The following is a 21,894-nucleotide window of genomic DNA, read 5'->3' on the forward strand; positions in this document are numbered from 1 at the left end:
CCTACCCCCTCGCCAACCGCTGGACGCTGGCGCCGATATCCGTAACTGGGAGAACTTCGCAGCACAATCCCGCTTGCGCAACCGCTCCCGGCATGCCCCAGACCACACTCGTCGTTTCATCCTGGGCGATCACGTCGCCGCCGGCCTCGACAACCGCGCGGCACCCCTCGCGACCGTCATGCCCCATTCCGGTCAATATCACCGCAAGCACGCGACCATAGGCCTTGATCAGGCTCCGCATCATCGGATCGACCGCCGGACGGCAGAAATTCTCCGGCGGCTCCTGATTGAGCGCGATCACCTTTTCGGTGCCTTCCGCTTTCACGGTCATGTGATAACCGCCCGGAGCCAGATAGATCCGCCCCGGCGCCACCACGTCCCCCGATTTTGCCTCGGAACAGACCCAGCCAGAGGATTTCGTGATGTGCTCCGCCAGGATCGTCGTGAAGGTCGGCGGCATATGTTGCGTGACCAGAATCGGCTGGCGGATCGTTTTCGGAATATCGGCCAGCACCTTGAACAGGGCCTGCGGCCCCCCGGTCGAACTGCCGATCCCGATCACCTCCGGCTTCCGGCCGCTCGGTTTTCTGAGCGTGAATTGCGCGGATGCAGCCGGAGCCGGACGCGCTGCGGCGGGGCGGGCTGCGGCCGGTCGTGCCGGCGCGTCCGTCTTGCCTGGTGCGGCGGTGCGTGCGGTAGCGGGAGCACCGGACGGCTGGGCAGCGCCCACCTTGCGGCGGCGCTGCGCACCGAAAGCCTTCACCTTGCTCAATAGATCGCTCGGGAAATCGGCCGCGCCCGTCATTTCGGAGGTCGAACTCGGTTTGGTCAAATAGTCGCGAGCGCCGAGCGACAATGCCTTGAGGGAGATTTCCGCGTTCCGTGCTGTCAGGGTCGATGCCATGACGATCTGCACTTTCGGATCGACTTTCAGAAGTTCCGGAAGCGCCGTGATGCCGTCCATCCGCGGCATCTCGATGTCGAGCACGATGATCTCGACGTCATTGTTCTTGAGAGTATCGATAGCGCGCTGCCCGTCGCCGACCGATGCAACGATCTTGACGTCGGGATCGGCCTCGAGAAATCGGGTGAAGAGCCCGCGGATCACCGCGGAATCATCCACCAGCATGACTCGGTACGGGTCATTCGACCGCGGTTTTGACGCCGCGGACGTAATAGTTCCGCGCATCTACAACAACCCGATCTGAGAGAACTTGGTTTCAATGATCTCGCTGTCGAACGGCTTCATGATGTACTCGTTGGCACCGGCGGCCAGCGCTTCCTGAATGTGGGCCATGTCGTTTTCCGTGGTGCAGAACACCACCAGCGGCCGGTCACCTTCCGGAAGCTTTCGGAGTTCGCGCAGGAATTCGATCCCGCTCATTACGGGCATGTTCCAGTCAAGCAGAACGGCATCGGGAAGTTCGGCTTTGCAGACGTCCAGTGCAATCTGTCCGTCTTCGGCTTCGGAAGTCTCGAACTTCAGCTCTTCGAGGATCTTCCGGGCCACCATACGAACGACCTTGGAGTCATCCACAATCAGACAGGTCTTCATCTAATAGCTCCGCGAATCGTCACGCGTAGATTGTCGCACACTCTTCCGAGCGATGCACTCTAGGCCGCTTCCTCACCCTGGAACCGCAGGAGCGACGGTACATCAAATACAACCAGAAGACTGCTATCGAGACGATAGATTCCGGTCGAGACCTCACGGATATTCTCGCTCAACGTCGAGGGATGCTGTTCGAAGGTCGCTTCATCCAGCGAGAGCACCTCGCCGACCGAGTCCACCATCAGGCTGTAAAGCTCGCCCTGGTCTTCGACAACCACGCTCATGCCTTCTTGATCGTCGGCTCTCGGCGGCATGTTGAGGCGGCTCCGGATGTCGATCGCCGTCACGATGCGGCCGCGCAGATTGAGCGATCCGGCCACTTCCTTCGGAGAGAGCGGGATCCGGGTTATCCGCTGCGGTCCAAGCACATCATGCACCTGAAGCACCGGAATTCCGAAGAGCTGTTTGCCGATCATGATCGAGACGAACTGCTTCAGCTCGCCAAGCGCGATAAGGCTTTGCCCGGTGGATTGAGTCGCAGGTAGGTCGGTCATCAGTCCCTCACGCGTCGATGGTTTGCGCCAGCGTTTCGAGCAGCGCGTCACGGTCAAGTTTGGCGATATAGTCCGTGAAGCCGACTTCACGGCCACGGTCGAGATCACGCGGACTCGTGTGCGACGAGAGCGCGATGATCGGTGTCTCCTGCCAGCGGTCGATCGAGCGCAGACGGCGGGTCAATTCGAAGCCGTCCATACCAGGCATCTCGATATCGCTGATGATGGCATCGAAATCGGCACCGTTCTCGCAGAGATCGAGAGCGGCTTCAGCATGCTCGGCGATCGTCACCTCATAGCCCGCCACCGAGAGCAGCGGTTTGATGAGATTGCGGAAGAACGCGCTGTCGTCCACCAGCAGGACCCGCCGCGACGCCTCGGGCTCCTGGCTGTCGCTGTCGGCGGAGCCGAACCAGTCGCCATAGGCCTGGGTCAGGTAGTAACCCGCGTCGATGACTTCTGTCGCCTTGCCGGCGATGACCGCACTGCCCATGAGCCACGGATGGTCCGGACGGACCTCGATATGGATCCGGTCCTCGACGATGTCGACGATCTCGTCGACGATCAGGCCCATGGAGCGGTCGTTGTCCGTGAAGACGAGCACCGGCTGGCGACCTTCCATCTCGAGCTTCATGTCCTCGACCATCGGGATCAGAGGCATGAGCTGGCCGCGATATTGCACCAGCGGCCGGCCTTCGGAGTATTCCACAGAGGCGAGATCGATCTCTTCCAGGCGCGCGACAAGTGCGAGCGGCACGGCCTTCGGGCTCTTGCCCCCGGCGCGGAAGAGAAGCAGCGAGGAGACGTCGGAACGGTGCGCCAGCTGACGCGCGGTATCCTTGGCATCCTCGTCGACCATCTTGAGCTCCCCGCTGGCGGCGGCGATCCCGTTCGGATCGAGGATCATGATCACGCTGCCATCGCCGAGAATGGTGTTGCCGGAGAAGAGCGTGATGTTGCGCAGGATCGGCGCCACCGGCTTGACCACGATTTCCTCGGTGTCGAACACCCGATCCACCATGATGCCGACCGAATAGGTACCGATCTGAAGCACGACGATGAAGGTCTCCTGCGGCATCTCCTCGACACCCTCGTCGAGCCGGAGCAGACGCCGGAGCGAAACCAGAGGCAGCAGGCGATTGCGGAGACGCAGCACCGGCGTGCCGTGGACTTCCTCGATCTTGTGCTCGCTGTTGCTCGACGCCCGGACCAGTTCCACGACGCTGAGCTGCGGGATGGCGAAACGCTCGCCGCCGGCCTCCACGATCAGCGCCGAAACGATGGCCAGGGTCAGCGGGATCTTGATGATGAAGGTCGAGCCCCTGCCGAAAACCGACTTCAGCTCGATGGTGCCGCCGATCTTCTCGATATTGGTGCGCACGACGTCCATGCCCACACCCCGGCCGGAGACTGAAGTGACCTGGGCGGCCGTCGAGAAGCCCGCACGGAAGATGAACTGCTGGATCTGCTGCTCGGACAGTGAGTCGGCTTCGGACTCGGCGACCAGACCGTTGGCGATCGCCTTAGCCTTGATCTTCTCCGGATCGAGGCCTTTGCCGTCGTCCTTGATCTCGATGATGATGTGACCGCCTTCGTGATAGGCGTTCAGCGTGATGGTTCCGCCTTCCGGCTTCCCGGCCGCGACACGGTCGGCACCCTCCTCGATACCATGATCGGCCGAGTTGCGAACCATGTGGGTCAGCGGATCCTTGATCAGCTCAAGCACCTGGCGGTCGAGTTCGGTATCGGCACCGAGCATCACCAGATCGATCTTCTTGTTCAATTCAATCGAAAGATCGCGGACGAGACGCGGCAGCTTCGACCAGGCATTGCCGATCGGCTGCATGCGCGTCTTCATGACGCCTTCCTGCAGTTCGGACGTGACCTGGCTGAGACGCTGCAGCGGAACGGTGAACTCGCTGTCCTTCTCATTCCGGGAGATCTGCATCAGCTGGTTACGGGTCAGCACTAGCTCGCTGACCATGGTCATCAGGTTTTCGAGCAGATCGACATTGACGCGGATCGTCTGGTTCGCGACCGCGGATTCACGAACCTGCTTGTCCTGCTCCGGCTGCTTCGCGACACTCTGCCCGCCGCTGACGGCGACTTCCTTTTTCGCGGCCGGCGGCGGCGCTTCGGCAGCAGGTTCCGGCTCGGCCGGTTCTTCTGCAGCCTCGGCTTCCGGCTCTTCGGCGGCCATGTCTTCCGGACCGGGCGCTTCCATGAAGGCGCGCTCCAGTTCGTCCAGGCTGACTTCTCCCGGCTTCAGTTCGCGGTCGAGTTCCGGCGCGGGCTCCTCGGCAACCGGTTCTTCCGCCGGTGCGGCGGCTCCGGCGTCCTCGCCGAGCGCGCCGCCCTCGGCGACTATGTTGAGACGGTCGATCAGGTCCTGGTCGTCACCTTCCGGTTCGACCTCGTTTTCTTCCAGGGAAGACAGCAGCCACTTGATCCGGTCGAAGGACTCGAGGATCAGCGTGATTGCGTCGGGCGTGACCTCCAGGCTTCCGTCGCGGATGCGGCCAAGTACGTTTTCCGCGGCGTGCGCAACAGCTTCGAGGCGCGGCAGTCCAAGGAAGCCGCAAGTACCTTTGATCGTATGCACCAGCCGGAAGATATTGCTGAGAAGAGCCTGGTCATTCGGATTCTGTTCCAGTTGAACCAGTTCGACATCGAGCTCCGAAACGCTTTCGGACGTCTCAGTCAAGAACTCGCTGAGTAGTTCATCCATAAATTTAACCCCACTCTTCCTCGTTCAGCGGCCGCAAACCCTGCGATCGGGAAATCTTTCAATCCAGACCGGGGTTCAATCTACCCGTACACGGCAGACCGTAAATTAAACCGATAAAAAAAACGTTAACCCATTTAGCGCAAATGCGCCCATCCCGATCCGGCGGTTTCGGAAGCTCATCATTGCTTCCGCAATCTGATATCGAGCGCATTCAACCCCTCTTGCACGACGAAATCGATTCCGAAGCGCCGCGCATTCTCCGCCGCGATGTGGGCGACCACGGATCGGCTGGTCAGATCGGCTGATTCAGCGCCCTCTTCGAGCGCGGACGCAACCTCGGGGAGCAGATTGGCACCGTCGCCCGTCGCCTTCAGCACCATCTCTTCACCGGCCTCACCGGTGACGCTGAGGGCAATGCTTCCCCCGCGCGGCAGGCACTCGCAAAGCGTGCAAACAAACCCGAGCGCCACCTTGATGCCACCGACCGAGGGCCGGACAGCCTTCGGATCCGCCGCGCATTCGAGTTCGAACGCGATCTTCCTCGCCTTCAGGTAAGGCTCGGCCAGAGCGGCGCCGTCCGCTACGGACTGATCCGCTGTCGATCCCGCCCCGCCGAACGCGACTCGGAAAAACGACAGGCGCTCAGAGGCTTGCCGCGCGCTGGTTCCGATCAGCGCAAGCGCTTCCTGCTCGAGATCGCCGCCGCCGCCGCCGAGGTCCGAAATCAGCTCGGCCCCATTCACGGTCGCGCTTACGGGGCTGATCAGATCATGGAAAAGCCGCGATAAAAGTATATCAATCAAGCCCATATGCTCTGACATGCGGAAAGTCCCCGGTCTTTCGTGCTAGCTGCGAAATCCTAACACACAATACAGGCACGGCCTTTCCCCTTGGGTCGAGAAAATTGCCGCACCGAAACTTGTTGAAGTTTGATTCCGCTTTCCTTCACAATTCATTAATCGCGGTTTTTTTAAGTGCCGCGGCAGCATCGAGACGCAATGTTTACGAGGGTGCAATGTCCAATTTCCTCACTCCTGGAAGTTTCGTGATGCTGGCGGACGAACCGGATTGGGGAATAGGGCAGATCCAGTCCGTGGTCGGAGATCGCGTGACCGTCAATTTCGAACATCGCGGCAAGCAGCTGATCAACAGTGCGAAAGTAGACCTGGTCGCTGCCGACGATATGGTCGAAGAGAGACGCGCCGCCCGTTTCGGCTGATCCGCCGCCCCGCCCCGCATGTCCGGGGCAATGAGACTATACTTGCATGCTCCCGCTTCCACGCCTGACACCCGCCTGGGTCATTCCCGAAACCGAAGACGGGACCACAGGTTCGGCCGACGATTTCGTCCGGCGCCTGAACGACCGCCGATGGTCCGTCGCAATTCTCGGATCCGACATTCTTTCGCCAGGCCAGGATCTCGCATTTCTGGATCTGGAAGCGGACTGCCGCCCCGCCGACCATGAGCTGCCGCCGGTTTTCGAAGCCGCCAAAAAATACGGAATCCCGCTTCTCCTCAGAGGCTCTGCCAGCCATTCCGCCATCCGGGACCTCCGGCCCCAGCCGGTCTTGCCGGAACGCCTGTTCCAGTGGTGGGGCCCCGAACGTATGGACGAGGAACTGATCCGCAACGTCCCGCCCCTGACAATCACCCGCGTCACTGCGGGGGCACGCTGGGCGATGGTGGAGACGGAGGAAACCGTCGGCCTCGCCGCCATGCCGTTGCTCGCGAGCGGATCGGCTCCCGATGCTCCGGTGACTCTCCGCGAGGATTACGTGGGGGCACCGCTGAGCGCGCTCGCAGGCGGCCTGCGCATGGCTGCCGGGATCGAACGATCCCTCGCATGCGCGGCCGCGAATGCAGGTCACAGGCCCCCCGTCGCCGGCACAGTCAGCGACGGCCTGTTGCCGGAACCCGGAGCCGGAACGGAGCGGACCGTGATCGTCGGCCGTTTTCCCGAACTGGCCCGCAAACGCCCCGGCGCGATCGTGCTGGAGAAGCATCCCGGCCCCGACGATCTGCCGTCGGATGCGGCGCCCTACGTTATTCCGGGTGCGGAACACTTCGTCGTCACCGCATCCGCCTGGAGCAACGGCACGCTCGCCGGACTGCTACGGCTGGCAACCGGCAGCCGGGTTACTCTCGTCGGCCCGGGCGCCCCGCTTGCCCCCGCGCTTCACGCCTACGGCATCCACAGGCTCGCCGGGTTCATCGTCGGGGACCGTGAAAAGACACGCGAAATCATTGCGGAAGGCGGCGGTGTGAAAGCCTTCAAGCCATATGGCCGACAGATAATGCTCTCTGAAGAATAATCCGGCGGTCTATTCGACCGAGCAACCGATCCGCTCGCCGGCATCGGAAACGACCAGCGTCTCGCCGACCTGCATGGTCACCCAGCAATCGTCCCACTGCTTGCGGCTCCGCGCCTCGACCTGAACGGTCCGGGATCCGGCCTTGAATTCCATTTTCCCGGAATCTCCGGCCGAGACGATCAGAATGTCCTCTGTCCAGAGTTTCACACGAACCCGGGCCTCCGTAGAGGAGTCGTTGCGGACATGGATGAAGTCCATCTTCGGCCCCGGCTTTTCCTCTTCGCCGAAACAACCGGTGAGCCCGGCCAGCGCCGTCACGATCAGAAGGGTCGATAAAACTCGGGTCATCGGGTGCCGCCGGAGGGTCGCGAGGTGAAGAAAAGCTTTAAGAATCTTACGCCTATGCGGACCGAATGAGAAGGCCTTCTACGAAAAAGTGAAAACAGGATGCTAAAGCACACCGACCTGACAGACCCGCTCCGCCTCGTCCAGATCATCCGGGCGGTTGACGTTGAAAAACGGATCGGTTGGCTTTTCGGAGAATTCGGCGACCGCAAGTTTGAAGCGCGCGGTCCAGAGATCAACCTTTCGGATATCTTCCTGCTCTATCGCCTTTTGCAGATTGTCCGCGAGCCGCACCGGCCAGAGGCCGATCACCGGGTGTCTGCGCCCGCCCGAAGCGGCGCAAGCGAGGTCCGCATGTTCCGCTTCGATTGCCGCCAACAGCCGCGACACGATGTCCGTGGGCACGAAAGGCGCGTCGGTCGCAACGGTCAGGATCCAGCTCGCCTCGGGCGCATGTTGTGTTGCCCAGCGCATTCCGGTAAGGACACCGGCAAGCGGCCCCGGCTGCCCTTCAACGACATCCGGGGCAACCGGCAGGTCGAAACCTGCGAAGCGTTCCGGATCGCCGTTCGCGTTGAGGACGAGTTTCCCGACCTGACCGCGGATCCGCTCGATCACATGCGAGAGGATCGGCCGTCCCGCGAGGTGCCTCAGCGACTTGTCGCCGCCGCCCATCCGCCTCGACTGACCGCCCGCGAGCAGAACACCGACGATGTCGTCCCGCTCAATCGGCATCGGACGCCACACTCGCCTTACGCGCGCTCCGGACAGGCTCCTCGCCGACGGATGCCAGATCCGCGTCGTAAATCAGCCGCTCGCCGCCGGAGAGGGCGATGAACCGCTTGCCTTTCGCCCGTCCGATCAGCGTCAGACCGGCTTCGCGCGCGAGATCGACGCCCCAGGCGGTGAAGCCGGAGCGCGATATCAGGATCGGAATGCCCATCTGCACGGTCTTGATCACCATCTCGCTGGTCAGTCGGCCCGTCGTGTAGAAGATCTTGTCGCCCGGTTCGATCCGGTTGAGGAACATGTAGCCCGCGATCTTGTCGATGGCGTTATGGCGTCCGACGTCTTCCATGTAGATCAGCGGCTTGTCCTCGCGGCAGAGCACGCATCCGTGGATCGCGCCCGCTTCGAGATAGAGACTCGGCGTCGTATTGATCTGCCGGGAAAGCGCGTAGATCCAGGACGTTCTGAGCACGGCATCGCGCGGCAGCTCGATATCCTCGAACTTCTCCATCAGATCGCCGAACACCGTCCCCTGGGCGCATCCCGAGGTGCGAATCTTTTTTTGCAGTTTCTCTTCGTAATTCGTTTCGCGTTCGGTACGAACGACCACGACCTCGAGGTCCTCGTCATACTCGACCCCGGTGATCACATCGTCCGGGCGAAGCATGTTCTGATTGAGCAGATAACCGACCGCGAGATAGTCGGGGAAATCGCCGATGGTCATGGCGGTGACGATTTCCTGACCGTTCAGGAAGATTGTCAGCGGCCGCTCCATGATCACCGAAATCTCCTGCTCCCGGCCTTCGTGATCGAGGCCGGTCAGCCGCCGCGTCAGGCGCGGATCGTCCGGCCGGGGGCCGACGAGATAGTCGGGGATGTCCTGTGTCATGGCTTAACTATGGTCAGTGCGCCCGACGCAGGCAATCCACATCGCGGTAAAGCGCGGGCTCGACGGCCGGATTTTTCGACGCGATATTGAAGCTATCATCGACGGGCGCTATATCTGGATGTGCATAACGGCCGCAAACGATCCGGCCGGCAGGGAGAAGACATGCTCGATCCATTTGGACGCGACGTCAGCTATCTCAGGGTCTCTGTGACGGACCGCTGCGACTTCCGCTGCGTCTATTGCATGTCCGAAAACATGACCTTCCTGCCCAAAAAGGACCTTCTGACGCTGGAGGAAATGGACCGCCTCTGCTCGACCTTCGTCGATCTCGGCGTGAAGAAACTTCGCTTCACCGGAGGCGAGCCGCTGGTCCGCCGCAACATCATGAGTCTATTCCGCGGCATGCAGCGCCACCTCGAAAGCGGCGCGCTCGAGGAAGTGACGGTTACGACGAACGGCAGCCAGCTCGGCCGCTTCGCGCACGAGCTTTACGATTGCGGCGTCCGCCGGGTGAATGTCTCGCTCGACACCCTCGATGCCGGAAAGTTCCAAAGCATCACCCGATGGGGCAAGCTTGACCAGGTGCTGGACGGCATCGAGATCGCGAAGCGCGCCGGTCTCGCCATCAAGATCAATGCTGTCGCCCTCAAGGGCGTGAACGACGCCGAGCTCGGCGACATGCTGCAATGGTGCGGCGACAACGGCTATGACATGACGGTGATCGAGGTCATGCCGATGGGCGATATCGGCGGCGAAGACCGGCTCGACCAGTATCTGCCGCTTTCCATCGTCCGGGCCAAGCTCTCCGAGCGCTTCACGCTGAAAGACATTCCCTACAAGACCGGCGGCCCGGCGCGCTATGTCGAGGTCGCAGAGACCGGCGGACGACTCGGTTTCATTACGCCGCTCACGCATAATTTCTGCGAAAGCTGCAACCGCGTACGCCTCACCTGCACCGGCACGCTCTATATGTGCCTCGGTCAGGACGATGCCGCGGACCTGCGGGCGCCGCTCCGGGCGAGCGAAGGCAACGAGCAGCTGATCACTGCCATCAAAGAGGCGATTTCGCGCAAGCCCAAGGGGCACGATTTCATCATCGACCGTCGGCACAACGGCCCTGCGGTGAGCCGTCATATGAGTGTCACCGGCGGCTAGTCACCGCGCTCTTCACGAAAGCACTGTCCGCGCTGTCCCTGTTGCATCAGCAACATTCGATCCGGAGGCCCGGACATGCGACGACGCACGACACAGCTTCAGAGCTTCGCCCTTCGGCAGATGCAATTCCAGCTTCCGCTTAGCGCCTTTGGCGCGCTCGGATCCTGCAGGGCCGGATGCGGGCTCGGCCTGCCGACACTCGATCAGCGTTCCCTGCTGCTCTGCCTCTATCTGCTGCGTTGAAACGCGGGCGGCTTACTCGATCACGATGCGATGGGCATAGGTCCGTCCGTCGCTGACGGTCAGTTCGGTGAAGCCGAGCATCTTGCAGAAATCGAGGAAGTTGAAGATCGACTCGACCTGGAGTTCGCGCATGATCTGGGTCGTCCGCGCCACGCCGGTCATCAGCGCCAGCACCGCGCGGGCCTGCGCAAGCGTTGTCATATGGTTGTCGTAGAGGCTGACGATGATCAGCTTCTGGGCCTCGTCCCCCTTCGCGAACATCGCGCGCTGCGGCGGATAGGGCCGCTCGCTCACGCTTTTGGCGACGCCGGAGACGAAGGCAAGCCGGCTTTCGCGCGTCGCCTGCGGAATGCTTTGCGCCCGGGAAACGTACTGCTCCTCGGTCACCGACTCCGGATAGTAATAGCCGGCATGGCGAGACTCAGCGAAGGCGGCCCCGCCGCCGACGCAGGCCATCACCATAATCAAGAGCGCAGTCCACAGGCGAGCAGCCGCTCGGGTCATAGCCATCCTGAAATCCCCCCGGTTCCAAATCGTGCAAGCGCATTTCATTCATGACCGATTGCACGTGGATCATGCCCCGAGGATCATGCATAGTCGCACGCATCGAATAAAGGCCTGAAACGGCCGCCCCGCGCTTTCCCGGGCGTCCTGAAACCGCATCCGGATCGAGAATGCCTCCCATGAAAATCGCTTTCACCGCCTCCAGGGCGCCGGATGCTCAGGAAGCCTGCGCAGCTCTCACCTCCCGGTACAGAAGCGTTTCTCAGGCGGAGGCGGACGTCATTGTCGCGCTCGGCGGCGACGGGCAGATGCTGGACACACTGCGCGACAATTTCGAGAGACCGGTGAAGGTCTTCGGGATGAACCGCGGCACCGTCGGCTTCCTGATGAACGAATATTCTCCGGACGATCTGGTGGCGCGCATCGAGGCGGCGCAGCAGGTGATCCTCCACCCGCTCCGGATGGAAGCGGAAAAAGCGGACGGCACCGTCACGCAGGCGCTCGCCATCAACGAGGTATCGCTGCTCCGGGAAACCGCGCAGGCAGCCAAGATCCGGATCACCATCGACGGCGTCGTCCGCCTCGAGGAACTGGTTTGCGACGGTGTGCTTGTCGCGACCCCGGCCGGCAGCACCGCCTACAACCTCTCGGCCCACGGCCCGATCATTCCGCTCGGCGCCGGCGTGCTCGCACTGACGCCGATCAGCGCTTTCCGTCCACGGCGCTGGCGCGGCGCACTCCTGCCGCACGAGGCAAAGATCCAGTTCGACGTGCTCAATCCGGGAAAGCGGCCGATCAGCGCGACGGCGGACTCCACCGAAGTCCGGGACGTGGTCCGGGTCCGCGTGCGCGAGGACCGCTCGATCCCCCTCACCCTGCTCTACGACCCGCAGCACAACCTGGAAGAACGCGTTCTGAAGGAACAGTTCGCTCCCTGAACGCTCGACCGGCGAACCCGATCCCGGCGCACGGGACGGCGATGGGGCTGATCGCACGCCAAGATGCCGCTTCCGCCCCGTCGACGAGATAGCTGCGCGCCGGCGGCCAAGCGTTAACGAAATGATTACTTTTTTAAATTAAGGAATACAGATCAGAGCGTTAGATCGGAACTCTACATTTACGGGGAAATGAGGGATGGCCGGTTACTGGGACAAGTTCGACGATACAGGTCCGACCACATCGGACGATCTGAAATCCTATCTTGAAGAGCGCAAGCGAAAGGCCGCCCGCTATTTGCGGACCGCCAAGCAGGCTCAGAAAAGAATAGAGCAACTTCAGGCACTCCAGGAACAGCACCGGAAAGCACTCGGTCAGGAGAGCTGACCCGCCGCATCCCGGACATGTTCGGCCAGCCAGGCCGAGAATGCGTCCAGATCACGCTTCAACTCCGCGAACCCTTCCGTCCTGAGCATCCGGTCGGCATCAAGATAGAGCCGTCGGTTGATTTCGATCTGGATCGAGTGACGCCCCAGCTCCGGCGCACCGTACCGCCGGATCATCTCGGCGCCCTTGTAAGGCGCATTGACGGACGCCGAGTAGCCGCGCTCCCGGAGCCAGCCCGCGACGGTCTCGACGAGATCCGGCGCAGCGGTTAGCCCGTCCCCGTCGCTGACCACGAAATCGGGACGTGCCTCGCCCGCATCGACATTCATCGCGACGCCGACCGGCTTCATGGAATGCCAGTCGACATGCCAGACCGCTCCGTGCGCGGCATGCAGCCTGTCGAGCCGCTCTTTCACCGCGGCATGATATGGCCGGTAATAGGTCTCGATGCGGGCCGTGACTTCGGCGACCGAAAGCGGCGCCATGTAGATCGGAACGCCGCTGAGGATTTCCCGCCGTATCAGCCCCATGCCGCGCACGCTCTTGTCGGTCGGATTGGCGCCGCCGGGCCACGGCTCGGAGAGCAGGCTTTCGTCGATATCGTCGACCGCCCGGTTGACATCAATGTAGGTCCGCGGGAACTCCGCCGCGATGAGACCGATCCCGTGATCGAGACAGCCCGAAACCAGATCGTCGACGAACGCGTCTTCCCCGGTGCGGAGATCCGCCAAACTGACGGCGGTGACGAAATCATCGGGGATCGTGCGCCCGGAATGGGGAGAGTCGAAGAGAACCGGAACCGGTTCTCCCGCCGGAAGACGCTCTTTCAGTACGCCGGCGACCCGTCTGACCCGACCGCCGATACCGTCAGAGACCGTCATTCAGGTGACAGGCCGAAATCCGCCCCGGCGCCACTTCCTTCAGCGCCGGCTGCTCGATCCGGCAGCGTTCCGTCGCATGCGGGCAGCGGGGATGGAAATGACAGCCCGGCGGCGGGTCGATCGGCGACGGGATCTCGCCCTTGATCGGCACGAAGGTCCGCTTGCGGGTATCGAGCCGCGGAACCTCTTCCAGCAACGCCTTGGTATAGGGATGGTTCGGTGCACTGAAGAGCTCGGACGTGGGGGCGCTCTCGACCACCCGGCCGAGATACATGATCACCACCCGGTCGCTCAGATGCTCGACGACGCCGAGATCGTGGCTGATGAAGAGATAGGTGAGATTGAGATCCTCGCGCAGATCCATGAAGAGGTTGAGCACCTGCGCCTGGATCGAGACGTCGAGCGCGGCGACGGACTCGTCGCAGACGAGGAAGTCCGGCTTCACCGCGAGCGCGCGGGCGATGCCGATGCGCTGACGCTGGCCGCCGGAGAACTGGTGCGGGTAGCGCCGCACATAGCTCGGATCGAGCCCGACCCGGAGCATCACGCTCTGTACGTAGTCCTCGACCTCGTTCGGCTTGACGATGCCGTGCACCCGGGGTGCTTCGCCGATGATGTCGCGGACGCGCAAGCGCGGATTGAGCGAGCTCATCGGATCCTGGAAGATCATCTGGATCTTCAGCTGCGCGTCGCGCGCGTCGGCCCCCTTGAGTTCGGTCACATCCCGGCCACGGTAAAACATCTTCCCGTCGCTCGGTTCGTGCACGCCGGCCACCACGCGGCCGAGCGTGGATTTGCCGCAGCCGGACTCGCCGACCAGCCCGACCACTTCGCCATCGGCGATCGAAAGCGAGACATTGTCGACGGCATGAACCGTTTCCTCGCGCACGTTCGCACCGAGGCGCTGGCCGATCTTGGCCGCGAGATCGAGATGTTTGGTGAAGCGCTTCGAGATGCCGTCGAGACGGACGATCGGCGTCGCGCCGGATGCTGCTTTATCCATTTCCATCGCCATGATCAGACAGCCTCCGCCACGAGCGGGTGATGACACCGGATCTGGCGCGCTCCCGCAGCGTTCTCCAGTGCCGGCGGTTGCTCGCAGGCCGCAGTCGCGTAATTGCAGCGCGCCGCGAAGGCACAGCCCTCCGGCAGGTTGAGGAGCGACGGGGTCATCCCCGGGATCTGATGCAGACGCTTGCCGCGCGCATTGCGGCTCGGCACGGACCCGATAAGGCCCGCGGTATAGGGATGCATCGGCGCATCCAGCACGTCGTCCACCTTGCCGGCCTCGACGACGCGCCCCGCATACATCACCGCAACCTCGTCCGCGAGGCCGGCGACCACCGAGAGATCGTGGGTGATCCAGATCATCGCCGTCCCGGTCTCGGCGCAGAGCTTCTGCACCTCGTAGAGGATCTGGCCCTGGATGGTGACGTCGAGTGCCGTGGTCGGCTCGTCCGCAACGATCAGATCCGGCTTGTTGAGCAGCGCGATGGCGATCGCCACGCGCTGGCGCATGCCGCCCGAGAATTGGTGCGGATAGCTCTTCAGACGCTCGTCCGGCGACGGAATGCCGACCTGGCCGAGCGCGTCACGGGCACGCTGACGCGCCTCGTCGTCGGTAACCTTGTGATGCGCCTTGATAGCCTCGATCATCTGCGTGTCGATGCGCAGGACCGGGTTCAGCGTCATCATCGGATCCTGGAAGATCATCGCGACATTGTTGCCGCGCAGCTGCCGCATCCGCTCCTGGCTCGCGCCGACGAGATTTTCCCCGCGATAGAGGATCTCACCGCCGACCACCCGGCCCGGCTCATCGACCAGACCGAGGATGGAAAACCCGGTGACGGTCTTGCCGGATCCGGATTCCCCGACGAGGCCAAGGATCTTGCCCTTGCCGACGGAGAAACTGACATCGTTCACCGCCTTCACGACGCCGGCCTTGGTGAAGAAATGGGTCTGCAGATTGCGGACCTCGAGAGTCGCCTGATCGCTCATCTGACCTGATCCTATTTCTGCAGGCGGGGATTGAGGACGTCGCGCAGACGGTCGCCAACCACGTTGATCGTCACGATCGTGAACAGCAGGGCCAGGCCGGGATAGACGCTGATCCAGTACTCTCCGCTCATCATGTATTCGAAACCGTTCGCGATCAGCAGGCCGAGCGACGGTTCGGTCACCGGCAGTCCGAGCCCGAGGAAGGACAGGGTCGCTTCCAGCAGGATCGCGTGCGCCACCTGCATGGTGGCGACAACGATCAGCGGCGGCAGGCAGTTCGGCAGCATGTGGCCGAAGATCACCCGCGGTTTCGAGAGGCCGAGACAGGTCGCCGCTTCGATATATTCCCTTCGCCGTTCGACCAGTGCGGAGCCGCGCACGGTCCGCGCATAATAGGCCCACTGCACCAGCACCAGAGCGACGATGATCTTGTCGATCCCCTTGCCCAGCGTTGCGAGCAGCACAAGGGCTATGAGGATCGCCGGAAAGCTCAGCTGGATATCAACCACGCGCATGATGACGGTATCGACCTTGCCGCCGAAATAGGCGGCGCAGAGGCCGAAACTGACGCCGATCAGCAACGCAATGATGCCGCTGCCGATGCCGACGCCGAGGCTGATCCGGAGGCCGTAGATCATGGCGCTGACCATGTCGCGGCCGAGCCCGTCTGTCCCGAGCATGGCAGTCACGCCACTGCCCATGGTTCCGCCCGGATGCAGCCTGTTGTCCATGAAGGTGACGGAGGCGAGATCGTACGGATCGGTCGGGGAGATCCACGGACCGAACAGCGCGATCAGAAGCACGATCGCGACGCCGACGGCGCCGCCGACGGCGACCTTGCTTTCCGCATAATCATTGAGAAAACGGCGGAATGGCGTCTCGCCCTCCGCGATCGGCTTTGCCGCTCCGGCGCCGCCGACATTCGTATCGTCGTGAACCGCCGTCATGACTTCACCTCCTGGAGCCGCACCCGCGGATCGAGCACGGAATAGAGAACGTCGACGACCAGGTTTATGAACACGAAGAGCCCGACCACGAACAGCAGGTAGGCCACGATCACCGGGCGGTCGAGGAAGCCGATCGAGTCGATCAGCAGCTTGCCCATGCCCGGCCAGGCGAACACCGTCTCGGTCACGACCGAGAACGCTATCAGGCCGCCGAACTCAAGGCCGAGAACGGTCACGACCGGGATCATGATGTTCTTGAACAGATGCACGCCGATGATGCGGCCGGTGCTGAGGCCCTTTGCGCGGGCGAACTTGATGTAGTCCTGGTGCACGACCTCGCGAGTCCCTGCCCTCGCAAGACGGATCACCATGGAAAGCTTGAAAAGCGCGAGATTGACCGCCGGCAAGATCAGATGCTGCAGGCCGTCAAGTGTGAGGAAACTGACCGGAATTCCGAACAGCTCCACGGTATCCCCGCGGCCCGTCGACGGCAGCCAGCCAAGGATCACCGCGAAGAACAGGATCATCATGATGCCGACCCAGAATGTCGGCACGCTGAAGCCGAGGATCGAGGCCGTCATGATGGTCTTGGACATCCACGAGTCCGCTTTCAGACCGGCATAGATGCCGAGCGGAATGCCGATGACCACTGCGATCAGCAGAGCGGCGATCGCAAGCTCGAAGGTTGCGGGCATCCGTTCCAGAATCAGCTCCATCGCCGGTTCCTGGAAAACGAAGGAATTGCCCATGTCTCCCTGCAGCGCGTTTCCGATGAAGCGCAGGTACTGCATGTAGAAAGGCAGATCCAGCCCCATGGACTTGATGATCGCCTGACGCTCCGCCTGGTCCGCATCGTCCGCGACGAGCATCTCGACCGGATCCCCGACGAGAAACACGCCGCCGAAGACCAGCAGCGACATGATGATCATAACCAGAGCCGCTTGCAGCAAGCGGCGAATGACGAAGACAGTCATCCCTTATCCCGACACCAGCATGGTTGCCGACGGGCTGCCGGATCCAAAGGTCCGGCAGCCCGTCTCAGGTCATTGTTGTATTATTCCGGGACGAAATCGAACGCCGTGGTGCGCTCGTCCGTCCGGGGGATGTACTTGATGCCCTTCTTCGTGGCCCAAGTGTTCACCTGATAGTGCAGCGGGATGATGCCCATATCCTCGCCGATGCCGACGTCGGTCGCTTCTGCCAGGAGCTTCTCGCGCTTGGCATCGTCAACCGTGGCCAGAGCCTGGTTCAGCAGTGCATCCATCTTCGGGTTGGAGTGACGGCCGCGGTTGGACGCCCCCATGCCCTTCTCCTTGTCGTGCGTCGCGAGGAGCGACTTCAGCGGCGAGGAGGCCTCACCCGTGCCGGAGCCCCAGCCGACCAGCACGAGGCTGAATTCCGGCTGACCGTCCGCGCCGGAGGACGCCCGCTTGAAGAAGACGTTCTTGGTCATGGTCTCGACCTTGGTCGGGATGCCGTTCGAGGTGAACAGCTGACCGATCGCTTCCAGAATCTTCGCGTCGTTGATGTAGCGGTCGTTCGGGCCGTGCGCGGTCAGCGCGAAGCCGTCCGGATAGCCGGCTTCCGCCAGCAGCTTCTTCGCCGCAGCCGGATCGTACGGATCGGGCTTCAGGTTCGGCGAGACACCGAAGAAGCCTTTCGGAAGCAGCTGACCCGCCGGGATCGCCACGCCTTCCATGACCCGCTCCACGATGGCTTCGCGGTTGATCATCATGGAGAGCGCCTTGCGGACGCGCGCGTCCTTCAGCGGATTGGAGGTCAGCGGATTGCCGGCCTTGTCGGTGACGAAGGGCGACACGTCGCGGAACTGATCCAGGTGGAGATAGATCACGCGGTTGGAGATACCGGAGCTGAGAGTGACCCGCGGGTCCTTCTTCAGCCGTTCGATATCGACCGTCGGGACGTTGTCGATCGCATCGACGTCACCCGCCAGCAGGGCCGCGACGCGGGCCGGCTCGGACTTGATGAACTTGAAGGTCACCTTGTCCCACGGCTGCGCGACCTTGCCGGTATAGCCGTCGTATTTCTCAAGGACGATTTCCTCGCCCTTCTTCCACTCAACGAACTTGTACGGGCCGGATCCGATGGTCGCCGTGCCGTCGTTGAAGTCCTTGGCGGAAATGCCCTTGTTCTTGCCGGAGCTGTCGGTGCCCTTGGCTTCGGAGGACATGATCATGACCGTGGTCAGATCGTTCGCCATCAGCGGATAGGGCTCTTCCGTGACGATATGGAGCGTCAGATCGTCCACCTTCACCAGCTTCTTGCCCTTGGTGTAGGTGCGGAAGCTCGAGTTGCCGCCTTCGTAATTGTCGGCGCGCTCGAAGGAGAAGATCACGTCGTCGACCGTCAGGTCGGACCCGTCATGGAACTTGATGCCCTCGCGGAGCTTGAATTCCCAGGTCGTGTCGTTCACCGGCTTCCAGGATTCGGCGGCGCCGCCGAAGATCGCCTGGTTCGAATCGAATTCCACAAGACGCTCGAACACATGCCCGATCATCGAGTTGTTGGGCGTCAGATTGTGGAAATAAGGGTCCATAGAGGACGGTTCCGACCGGATACCGATCACGATATCGGCGGCCAGAACGTTCGTGGTCATAGCGGATACCGCCACGGCCGCAAGACCAAGCCTGCGCAGTGCCTTCATCCCTGCCTCCTGTCTTCAGTCACACATTGATTTTGAGCCGGTTGTATAAAATTCCGGCACTTATGAGAGCGCAGAGCATGGCGCATTAGAACCGGCTTCGCAAGGCTGGTGCGCCCGCAAACGGGCGCCTTTGCTTGTCGTCGGCAAAGCCTTCGCGTTACGATTGATCTGTCGCCCGGCTGCACGTCCGAAGCGCACCGGCAAAAGGACCCCCGAATGTCAGACGCAGCCCCGGCATCCCTCTCCGATCATTATCCCGTCGAACTCGAACCTCCGGACATCTCGGCATACGAGAGAGGGAACACGGGCGTTCCCTACTTCACAACTTTCGCGTCCGGACGGACCGGACCCGACGTCCTGATCACCGCCCTGGTACATGGCAACGAACTCTGCGGTGCGATCGCGCTGGATCATCTCTTCCGCAACGAGATCAGGCCTCAATGCGGCACCCTCACCCTCGGCTTCTGCAATGTTGCCGCATATGCGGAATTCCGGGCGGACTATCCCGCTCTTTCCAGATTCATCGACGAGGATTTCAACCGTGTCTGGGACCTGGACGCGCTCGAGGATGGGCGGCGCAGCCTTGAGCGGGCGAGGGCCCGCGAGATACGCCCGCTGATCGAGAGGGCGGAATTGCTGCTCGATCTGCATTCCATGCAGCATGCGACCGGGCCGCTCGTGCTTGCCGGACGGCATGCGAAAGGGCGGCAGCTTGCGGAGAAGGTCGGCGTACCGCCGCTCATTGTGCTCGATGCCGGGCATGCCGCCGGCCGGCGTCTGCGTGACTACGATTTCTTTGACGATCCGGCGGATCCGCGGAGTGCGCTGCTGGTCGAATGCGGGCAGCACTGGTCGAATGCGGCGGCGGCGGTCGCGATCGAGACCACGTACCGCTTTCTTAACGCCGTGGGCCAGATCGACGGCGAAACGGTTATCCGGCATTGCGGATCCGGAACACCGCCGCGTCAGAAAGTGGTCGAGATCGTCCAGGTCATCACCGTGAAAACCGATTCTTTCCGCTTCCACGGGGATTACAGGGGCATGGAGATCATCCCCAAGGCCGGCACGGAGATCGGACGCGACGGCGGGACCCCGATCCGGACTCCCCATGACGACTGCGTTCTCATCATGCCGACGCGCCGGCTCAGCCGCGGACTGACGGCGGTCCGCCTTGGTCGCTTTGTTGAATAGCCGGCCACTCCCGCTCTATGCTGTCACGTCATTTCCCGCTTATCGAGAAAGCGCCCGGCATCCGCCGGGACGAAACAAAGATTGAACGATCCCAAGGCGCCCGGCGCACCCGAACCCGATTCCCCCGCCGCCACGGCTGAGGACGGCGAGAAACAGCATGTCTTGCGCAAAGCGCTCGTCGCCATCGCGATAGGGACGGCCGGCGGTTTTCTCTTCGCCTGGCTCAAGCTTCCCCTCCCCTGGATGATGGGGGCGATGGTGGCGACCACGATCTGTTCCATCGCCGGCCTCAATATCGGCCTGCCGCAGCCGGTCCGGATTGTTATGATCGCCATTCTCGGGGTCATGCTCGGAAGCGCGTTCAAGCCGGAGCTTCTTGACCATCTCGGCAAATGGGGGGTCTCCGTCACCGGACTGTTCTTCTACGGCATCGCGGCCCTCGTGCTGGTCCTGCTGTTTCTGAGGAAGGTCGCGAAATACGACCCGGTCACGGCCTATTTCTCCTCGTCACCAGGCGGCTTGAACGAGATGGTGATCGTCGGCAAGGCGATGGGCGGAGACGACCGGATCATCGCCCTGACCCATGCCTCGCGCATCCTCATCGTGGTGATGATCATCCCCTTCCTGTTCCGGATCTTCGGCGGCTATCACCCGCAGACCGGCATGCTGCCGCCCGGGAACGGCTTCGACCTGCCGGCCCATGAATGGGCCCTGATGGCCGGCTGCGCCATTATCGGCCCCATCCTTGCAAAACGTCTGAAGCTTCCGGCGGCGCCCCTGCTCGGCGCGATGGTTCTCAGCCTGATCGTGCATCTGACCGGCTGGAGCGAGAACGCGCCGCCGAGCATGCTGATCGCCGCCGCTCAGGTGATCATCGGCACCGGTGTCGGCTGCCGCTTTGCCGGCACCAAGGTCGGTGAGGTCGTAAAGATCATCGGAACGTCGGCCGGCGCGTCGATGATCCTGCTCTCGACCGCCGTCGCCGCCGGGTTCCTGCTGCAGGACCTGACCGGAATTCCCTGGTACGTGCTGGTGCTGGCCTATGCGCCGGGCGGGCTGGCGGAGATGAGCATGGTGGCGCTCGGCATCGGCCAGGACGTCGCCTTCGTCGCGACCCACCACCTGTTCCGGATCGCCTTCATTGTCCTATTGGCGCCGCTCGCTTTCCGGGCCATTCGGCGCTGGTTCTGAGGCAACCGCTTCCGGACCAGCGTCGTCACTGCCGGACTTCTCGCGCCGGCTCGCTTCCTCGATGAGGGATTCGACCCATTCACGGGCCGGCTCCAAGGTATCGAATACCCGAAATTCGGCGCCTGCAAGCCCATAGACCGGTCTGAAGATCGCTTCCGCGAGAGACTTGCCCACGGTGTCGTCGGAGAGAACAAAGGCGGAGGCGACGAGATTCCCGTTGCGGACCGGATCGCTCATATTGCGGCGAACCATTTCGAGAGCTTCCGGCGTAAAAAGCACACTCTCGCTGATCACCGCGATCGATCCCCACGGGCCGGACTCGGTGAGCCTGATCCGCTCGGCGCGAGTCTGCTCGGTCGACATCTTCAACAGTTCGACGTTGAACGGCCCCCGATTGCGCGACATCAGAATGCGGCCTTCCGTCCAGATCTCGCGTTTACCGTGAGGGGCAAATGCCATCGTTCGTTCCCAGCCCCGGCCTAGCGCCGGAACCGGTAGACGAGTTGCGCGCGCTCAGCCGCCCGTGCGCTTTCCACATGATGCGGAACAGGCGCGATCCCGAACTCGCGCTCCTTGTAGTGGTCGACATCCACCTGGGTCAGGTCGAAGAGATCACAGAGCCAAATCGTGAATCGGGCAAAGACGCGTTCGATCAGCAGCATGGCGTGCCCTCCGGGGCGGAGATTC

General features: G+C 62.4%; 25 protein-coding genes. 8 read left to right on the plus strand and 17 right to left on the minus strand.

Going from position 1 to position 21,894, the window contains the following annotated elements:
* Position 1 precedes the first annotated feature (1 nt).
* From JJ959_RS05750 to JJ959_RS05770, 5 genes are all read right to left on the minus strand, one after another.
* The gene (locus JJ959_RS05750) at positions 2-1,189 is read right to left on the minus strand and encodes a chemotaxis response regulator protein-glutamate methylesterase (protein WP_292880711.1); all 1,188 of its coding nucleotides are present in this window, start codon (positions 1,187-1,189) and stop codon (positions 2-4) included.
* The gene (locus tag JJ959_RS05755; protein WP_292880714.1) at positions 1,190-1,555 is read right to left on the minus strand and encodes a response regulator; all 366 of its coding nucleotides are present in this window, start codon (positions 1,553-1,555) and stop codon (positions 1,190-1,192) included.
* A 59-nt stretch (positions 1,556-1,614) separates the two neighbouring features.
* Entirely contained in the window at positions 1,615-2,106 is a 492-nt protein-coding gene (locus tag JJ959_RS05760) for a chemotaxis protein CheW (RefSeq protein WP_292880717.1), read from the minus strand.
* A 7-nt stretch (positions 2,107-2,113) separates the two neighbouring features.
* Positions 2,114-4,834, minus strand: a complete 2,721-nt coding sequence (locus JJ959_RS05765; RefSeq protein WP_292880719.1) for a chemotaxis protein CheW — start codon at positions 4,832-4,834, stop codon at positions 2,114-2,116.
* A gap of 179 nt (positions 4,835-5,013) precedes the next feature.
* Complete coding sequence (locus tag JJ959_RS05770) at positions 5,014-5,637, minus strand: histidine phosphotransferase family protein (protein WP_292880721.1); 624 nt, start codon at positions 5,635-5,637, stop codon at positions 5,014-5,016.
* Positions 5,638-5,849: 212 nt separating this feature from the next.
* Here JJ959_RS05770 and JJ959_RS05775 point away from each other — a divergent pair, with 212 nt between their 5' ends.
* Together JJ959_RS05775 and JJ959_RS05780 are read left to right on the plus strand one after the other, a co-directional pair.
* Positions 5,850-6,053, plus strand: coding sequence for a DUF3553 domain-containing protein (locus JJ959_RS05775; RefSeq protein ID WP_292880722.1), 204 nt, complete (start codon positions 5,850-5,852; stop codon positions 6,051-6,053).
* 46 nt (positions 6,054-6,099) lie between these two features.
* A complete protein-coding gene (locus JJ959_RS05780) occupies positions 6,100-7,146 on the plus strand; it encodes a DUF364 domain-containing protein (protein ID WP_292880723.1) in 1,047 nt (348 codons plus the stop codon).
* Between the two features lie 9 nt (positions 7,147-7,155).
* Here JJ959_RS05780 and JJ959_RS05785 read toward each other — a convergent pair whose 3' ends face one another.
* The 3 genes from JJ959_RS05785 to fdhD form a co-directional block, all read right to left on the minus strand.
* Positions 7,156-7,494 carry a hypothetical protein gene (locus JJ959_RS05785; protein WP_292880725.1) on the minus strand — a complete coding sequence of 113 codons (339 nt, stop codon included), beginning with the start codon at positions 7,492-7,494 and terminating at the stop codon, positions 7,156-7,158.
* Between the two features lie 102 nt (positions 7,495-7,596).
* Entirely contained in the window at positions 7,597-8,226 is a 630-nt protein-coding gene (gene mobA / locus JJ959_RS05790; protein ID WP_292880727.1) for a molybdenum cofactor guanylyltransferase MobA, read from the minus strand.
* Positions 8,216-9,109: a formate dehydrogenase accessory sulfurtransferase FdhD gene (gene fdhD, locus JJ959_RS05795; RefSeq protein WP_292880729.1), complete on the minus strand. Its 894-nt coding sequence runs from the start codon at positions 9,107-9,109 to the stop codon at positions 8,216-8,218. The genes mobA and fdhD overlap by 11 nt, the downstream gene beginning before the upstream one ends.
* Positions 9,110-9,271: 162 nt before the next feature.
* Here fdhD and moaA point away from each other — a divergent pair, with 162 nt between their 5' ends.
* Entirely contained in the window at positions 9,272-10,264 is a 993-nt protein-coding gene (gene moaA, locus JJ959_RS05800; RefSeq protein ID WP_292880731.1) for a GTP 3',8-cyclase MoaA, read from the plus strand.
* 75 nt (positions 10,265-10,339) lie between these two features.
* Positions 10,340-10,507, plus strand: coding sequence for a hypothetical protein (locus tag JJ959_RS05805; RefSeq protein WP_292880733.1), 168 nt, complete (start codon positions 10,340-10,342; stop codon positions 10,505-10,507).
* 12 nt (positions 10,508-10,519) lie between these two features.
* On the opposite strand, the gene JJ959_RS05810 is transcribed toward JJ959_RS05805, so the two are convergent.
* Complete coding sequence (locus JJ959_RS05810; RefSeq protein ID WP_292880735.1) at positions 10,520-10,975, minus strand: molybdopterin-guanine dinucleotide biosynthesis protein A; 456 nt, start codon at positions 10,973-10,975, stop codon at positions 10,520-10,522.
* Between the two features lie 206 nt (positions 10,976-11,181).
* Between JJ959_RS05810 and JJ959_RS05815 the strand changes: the two genes are divergently transcribed.
* Both JJ959_RS05815 and JJ959_RS05820 read left to right on the plus strand, forming a co-directional pair.
* Positions 11,182-11,949 (plus strand): NAD kinase, encoded by a 768-nt coding sequence (locus JJ959_RS05815; protein ID WP_292880738.1) that lies wholly within the window; start codon positions 11,182-11,184, stop codon positions 11,947-11,949.
* A 196-nt stretch (positions 11,950-12,145) separates the two neighbouring features.
* On the plus strand, positions 12,146-12,334 hold the full coding sequence (locus JJ959_RS05820; protein ID WP_292880741.1) for a hypothetical protein: 189 nt from the start codon (positions 12,146-12,148) through the stop codon (positions 12,332-12,334).
* On the opposite strand, the gene JJ959_RS05825 is transcribed toward JJ959_RS05820, so the two are convergent.
* From JJ959_RS05825 to JJ959_RS05850, 6 genes are all read right to left on the minus strand, one after another.
* Positions 12,322-13,215, minus strand: a complete 894-nt coding sequence (locus JJ959_RS05825; RefSeq protein ID WP_292880744.1) for an N-formylglutamate amidohydrolase — start codon at positions 13,213-13,215, stop codon at positions 12,322-12,324. The genes JJ959_RS05820 and JJ959_RS05825 overlap by 13 nt on opposite strands.
* Positions 13,202-14,218, minus strand: coding sequence for an oligopeptide/dipeptide ABC transporter ATP-binding protein (locus tag JJ959_RS05830; RefSeq protein WP_292880746.1), 1,017 nt, complete (start codon positions 14,216-14,218; stop codon positions 13,202-13,204). Before JJ959_RS05830 ends, JJ959_RS05825 begins: the two co-directional genes overlap by 14 nt.
* Before the next feature lie 14 nt (positions 14,219-14,232).
* Positions 14,233-15,213, minus strand: a complete 981-nt coding sequence (locus tag JJ959_RS05835; protein WP_292880748.1) for an ABC transporter ATP-binding protein — start codon at positions 15,211-15,213, stop codon at positions 14,233-14,235.
* 11 nt (positions 15,214-15,224) lie between these two features.
* Positions 15,225-16,160, minus strand: a complete 936-nt coding sequence (locus tag JJ959_RS05840) for an ABC transporter permease (protein ID WP_292880750.1) — start codon at positions 16,158-16,160, stop codon at positions 15,225-15,227.
* On the minus strand, positions 16,157-17,134 hold the full coding sequence (locus tag JJ959_RS05845) for an ABC transporter permease (RefSeq protein WP_292880752.1): 978 nt from the start codon (positions 17,132-17,134) through the stop codon (positions 16,157-16,159). The genes JJ959_RS05840 and JJ959_RS05845 overlap by 4 nt, the downstream gene beginning before the upstream one ends.
* 80 nt (positions 17,135-17,214) lie before the next feature.
* Positions 17,215-18,825: an ABC transporter substrate-binding protein gene (locus tag JJ959_RS05850; protein ID WP_292880755.1), complete on the minus strand. Its 1,611-nt coding sequence runs from the start codon at positions 18,823-18,825 to the stop codon at positions 17,215-17,217.
* Between the two features lie 216 nt (positions 18,826-19,041).
* On the opposite strand from JJ959_RS05850, the gene JJ959_RS05855 reads away from it, so the two are divergent.
* Positions 19,042-20,016 carry a succinylglutamate desuccinylase/aspartoacylase family protein gene (locus JJ959_RS05855; RefSeq protein WP_292880757.1) on the plus strand — a complete coding sequence of 325 codons (975 nt, stop codon included), beginning with the start codon at positions 19,042-19,044 and terminating at the stop codon, positions 20,014-20,016.
* Between the two features lie 81 nt (positions 20,017-20,097).
* On the plus strand, positions 20,098-21,207 hold the full coding sequence (locus JJ959_RS05860; RefSeq protein WP_292880759.1) for an AbrB family transcriptional regulator: 1,110 nt from the start codon (positions 20,098-20,100) through the stop codon (positions 21,205-21,207).
* On the opposite strand, the gene JJ959_RS05865 is transcribed toward JJ959_RS05860, so the two are convergent.
* Positions 21,163-21,666, minus strand: a complete 504-nt coding sequence (locus JJ959_RS05865; protein WP_292880760.1) for a hypothetical protein — start codon at positions 21,664-21,666, stop codon at positions 21,163-21,165. The two genes, JJ959_RS05860 and JJ959_RS05865, sit on opposite strands and share 45 nt — an antisense overlap.
* Positions 21,667-21,686: 20 nt before the next feature.
* Entirely contained in the window at positions 21,687-21,869 is a 183-nt protein-coding gene (locus JJ959_RS05870) for a hypothetical protein (protein ID WP_292880763.1), read from the minus strand.
* Between the last annotated feature and the right edge of the window lie 25 nt (positions 21,870-21,894).

The organism is Nisaea sp. (assembly GCF_017640745.1).
Taxonomy (GTDB): domain Bacteria; phylum Pseudomonadota; class Alphaproteobacteria; order Thalassobaculales; family Thalassobaculaceae; genus Nisaea.

What these genes read in the sequence shown, in the direction of transcription:
- JJ959_RS05750 (WP_292880711.1), bottom strand. Translation starts at nt 1,189, where the DNA reads ATGCGCGGAACTATTACGTCCGCGGCGTCAAAACCGCGGTCGAATGAC.
- JJ959_RS05755 (WP_292880714.1), bottom strand. Translation starts at nt 1,555, where the DNA reads ATGAAGACCTGTCTGATTGTGGATGACTCCAAGGTCGTTCGTATGGTG.
- JJ959_RS05760 (WP_292880717.1), bottom strand. Translation starts at nt 2,106, where the DNA reads ATGACCGACCTACCTGCGACTCAATCCACCGGGCAAAGCCTTATCGCG.
- JJ959_RS05765 (WP_292880719.1), bottom strand. Translation starts at nt 4,834, where the DNA reads ATGGATGAACTACTCAGCGAGTTCTTGACTGAGACGTCCGAAAGCGTT.
- JJ959_RS05775 (WP_292880722.1), top strand. Translation starts at nt 5,850, where the DNA reads ATGTCCAATTTCCTCACTCCTGGAAGTTTCGTGATGCTGGCGGACGAA.
- JJ959_RS05780 (WP_292880723.1), top strand. Translation starts at nt 6,100, where the DNA reads ATGCTCCCGCTTCCACGCCTGACACCCGCCTGGGTCATTCCCGAAACC.
- JJ959_RS05785 (WP_292880725.1), bottom strand. Translation starts at nt 7,494, where the DNA reads ATGACCCGAGTTTTATCGACCCTTCTGATCGTGACGGCGCTGGCCGGG.
- mobA (WP_292880727.1), bottom strand. Translation starts at nt 8,226, where the DNA reads ATGCCGATTGAGCGGGACGACATCGTCGGTGTTCTGCTCGCGGGCGGT.
- fdhD (WP_292880729.1), bottom strand. Translation starts at nt 9,109, where the DNA reads ATGACACAGGACATCCCCGACTATCTCGTCGGCCCCCGGCCGGACGAT.
- moaA (WP_292880731.1), top strand. Translation starts at nt 9,272, where the DNA reads ATGCTCGATCCATTTGGACGCGACGTCAGCTATCTCAGGGTCTCTGTG.
- JJ959_RS05805 (WP_292880733.1), top strand. Translation starts at nt 10,340, where the DNA reads ATGCGACGACGCACGACACAGCTTCAGAGCTTCGCCCTTCGGCAGATG.
- JJ959_RS05815 (WP_292880738.1), top strand. Translation starts at nt 11,182, where the DNA reads ATGCCTCCCATGAAAATCGCTTTCACCGCCTCCAGGGCGCCGGATGCT.
- JJ959_RS05820 (WP_292880741.1), top strand. Translation starts at nt 12,146, where the DNA reads ATGGCCGGTTACTGGGACAAGTTCGACGATACAGGTCCGACCACATCG.
- JJ959_RS05825 (WP_292880744.1), bottom strand. Translation starts at nt 13,215, where the DNA reads ATGACGGTCTCTGACGGTATCGGCGGTCGGGTCAGACGGGTCGCCGGC.
- JJ959_RS05830 (WP_292880746.1), bottom strand. Translation starts at nt 14,218, where the DNA reads ATGGATAAAGCAGCATCCGGCGCGACGCCGATCGTCCGTCTCGACGGC.
- JJ959_RS05835 (WP_292880748.1), bottom strand. Translation starts at nt 15,213, where the DNA reads ATGAGCGATCAGGCGACTCTCGAGGTCCGCAATCTGCAGACCCATTTC.
- JJ959_RS05840 (WP_292880750.1), bottom strand. Translation starts at nt 16,160, where the DNA reads ATGACGGCGGTTCACGACGATACGAATGTCGGCGGCGCCGGAGCGGCA.
- JJ959_RS05845 (WP_292880752.1), bottom strand. Translation starts at nt 17,134, where the DNA reads ATGACTGTCTTCGTCATTCGCCGCTTGCTGCAAGCGGCTCTGGTTATG.
- JJ959_RS05850 (WP_292880755.1), bottom strand. Translation starts at nt 18,825, where the DNA reads ATGAAGGCACTGCGCAGGCTTGGTCTTGCGGCCGTGGCGGTATCCGCT.
- JJ959_RS05855 (WP_292880757.1), top strand. Translation starts at nt 19,042, where the DNA reads ATGTCAGACGCAGCCCCGGCATCCCTCTCCGATCATTATCCCGTCGAA.
- JJ959_RS05865 (WP_292880760.1), bottom strand. Translation starts at nt 21,666, where the DNA reads ATGGCATTTGCCCCTCACGGTAAACGCGAGATCTGGACGGAAGGCCGC.
- JJ959_RS05870 (WP_292880763.1), bottom strand. Translation starts at nt 21,869, where the DNA reads ATGCTGCTGATCGAACGCGTCTTTGCCCGATTCACGATTTGGCTCTGT.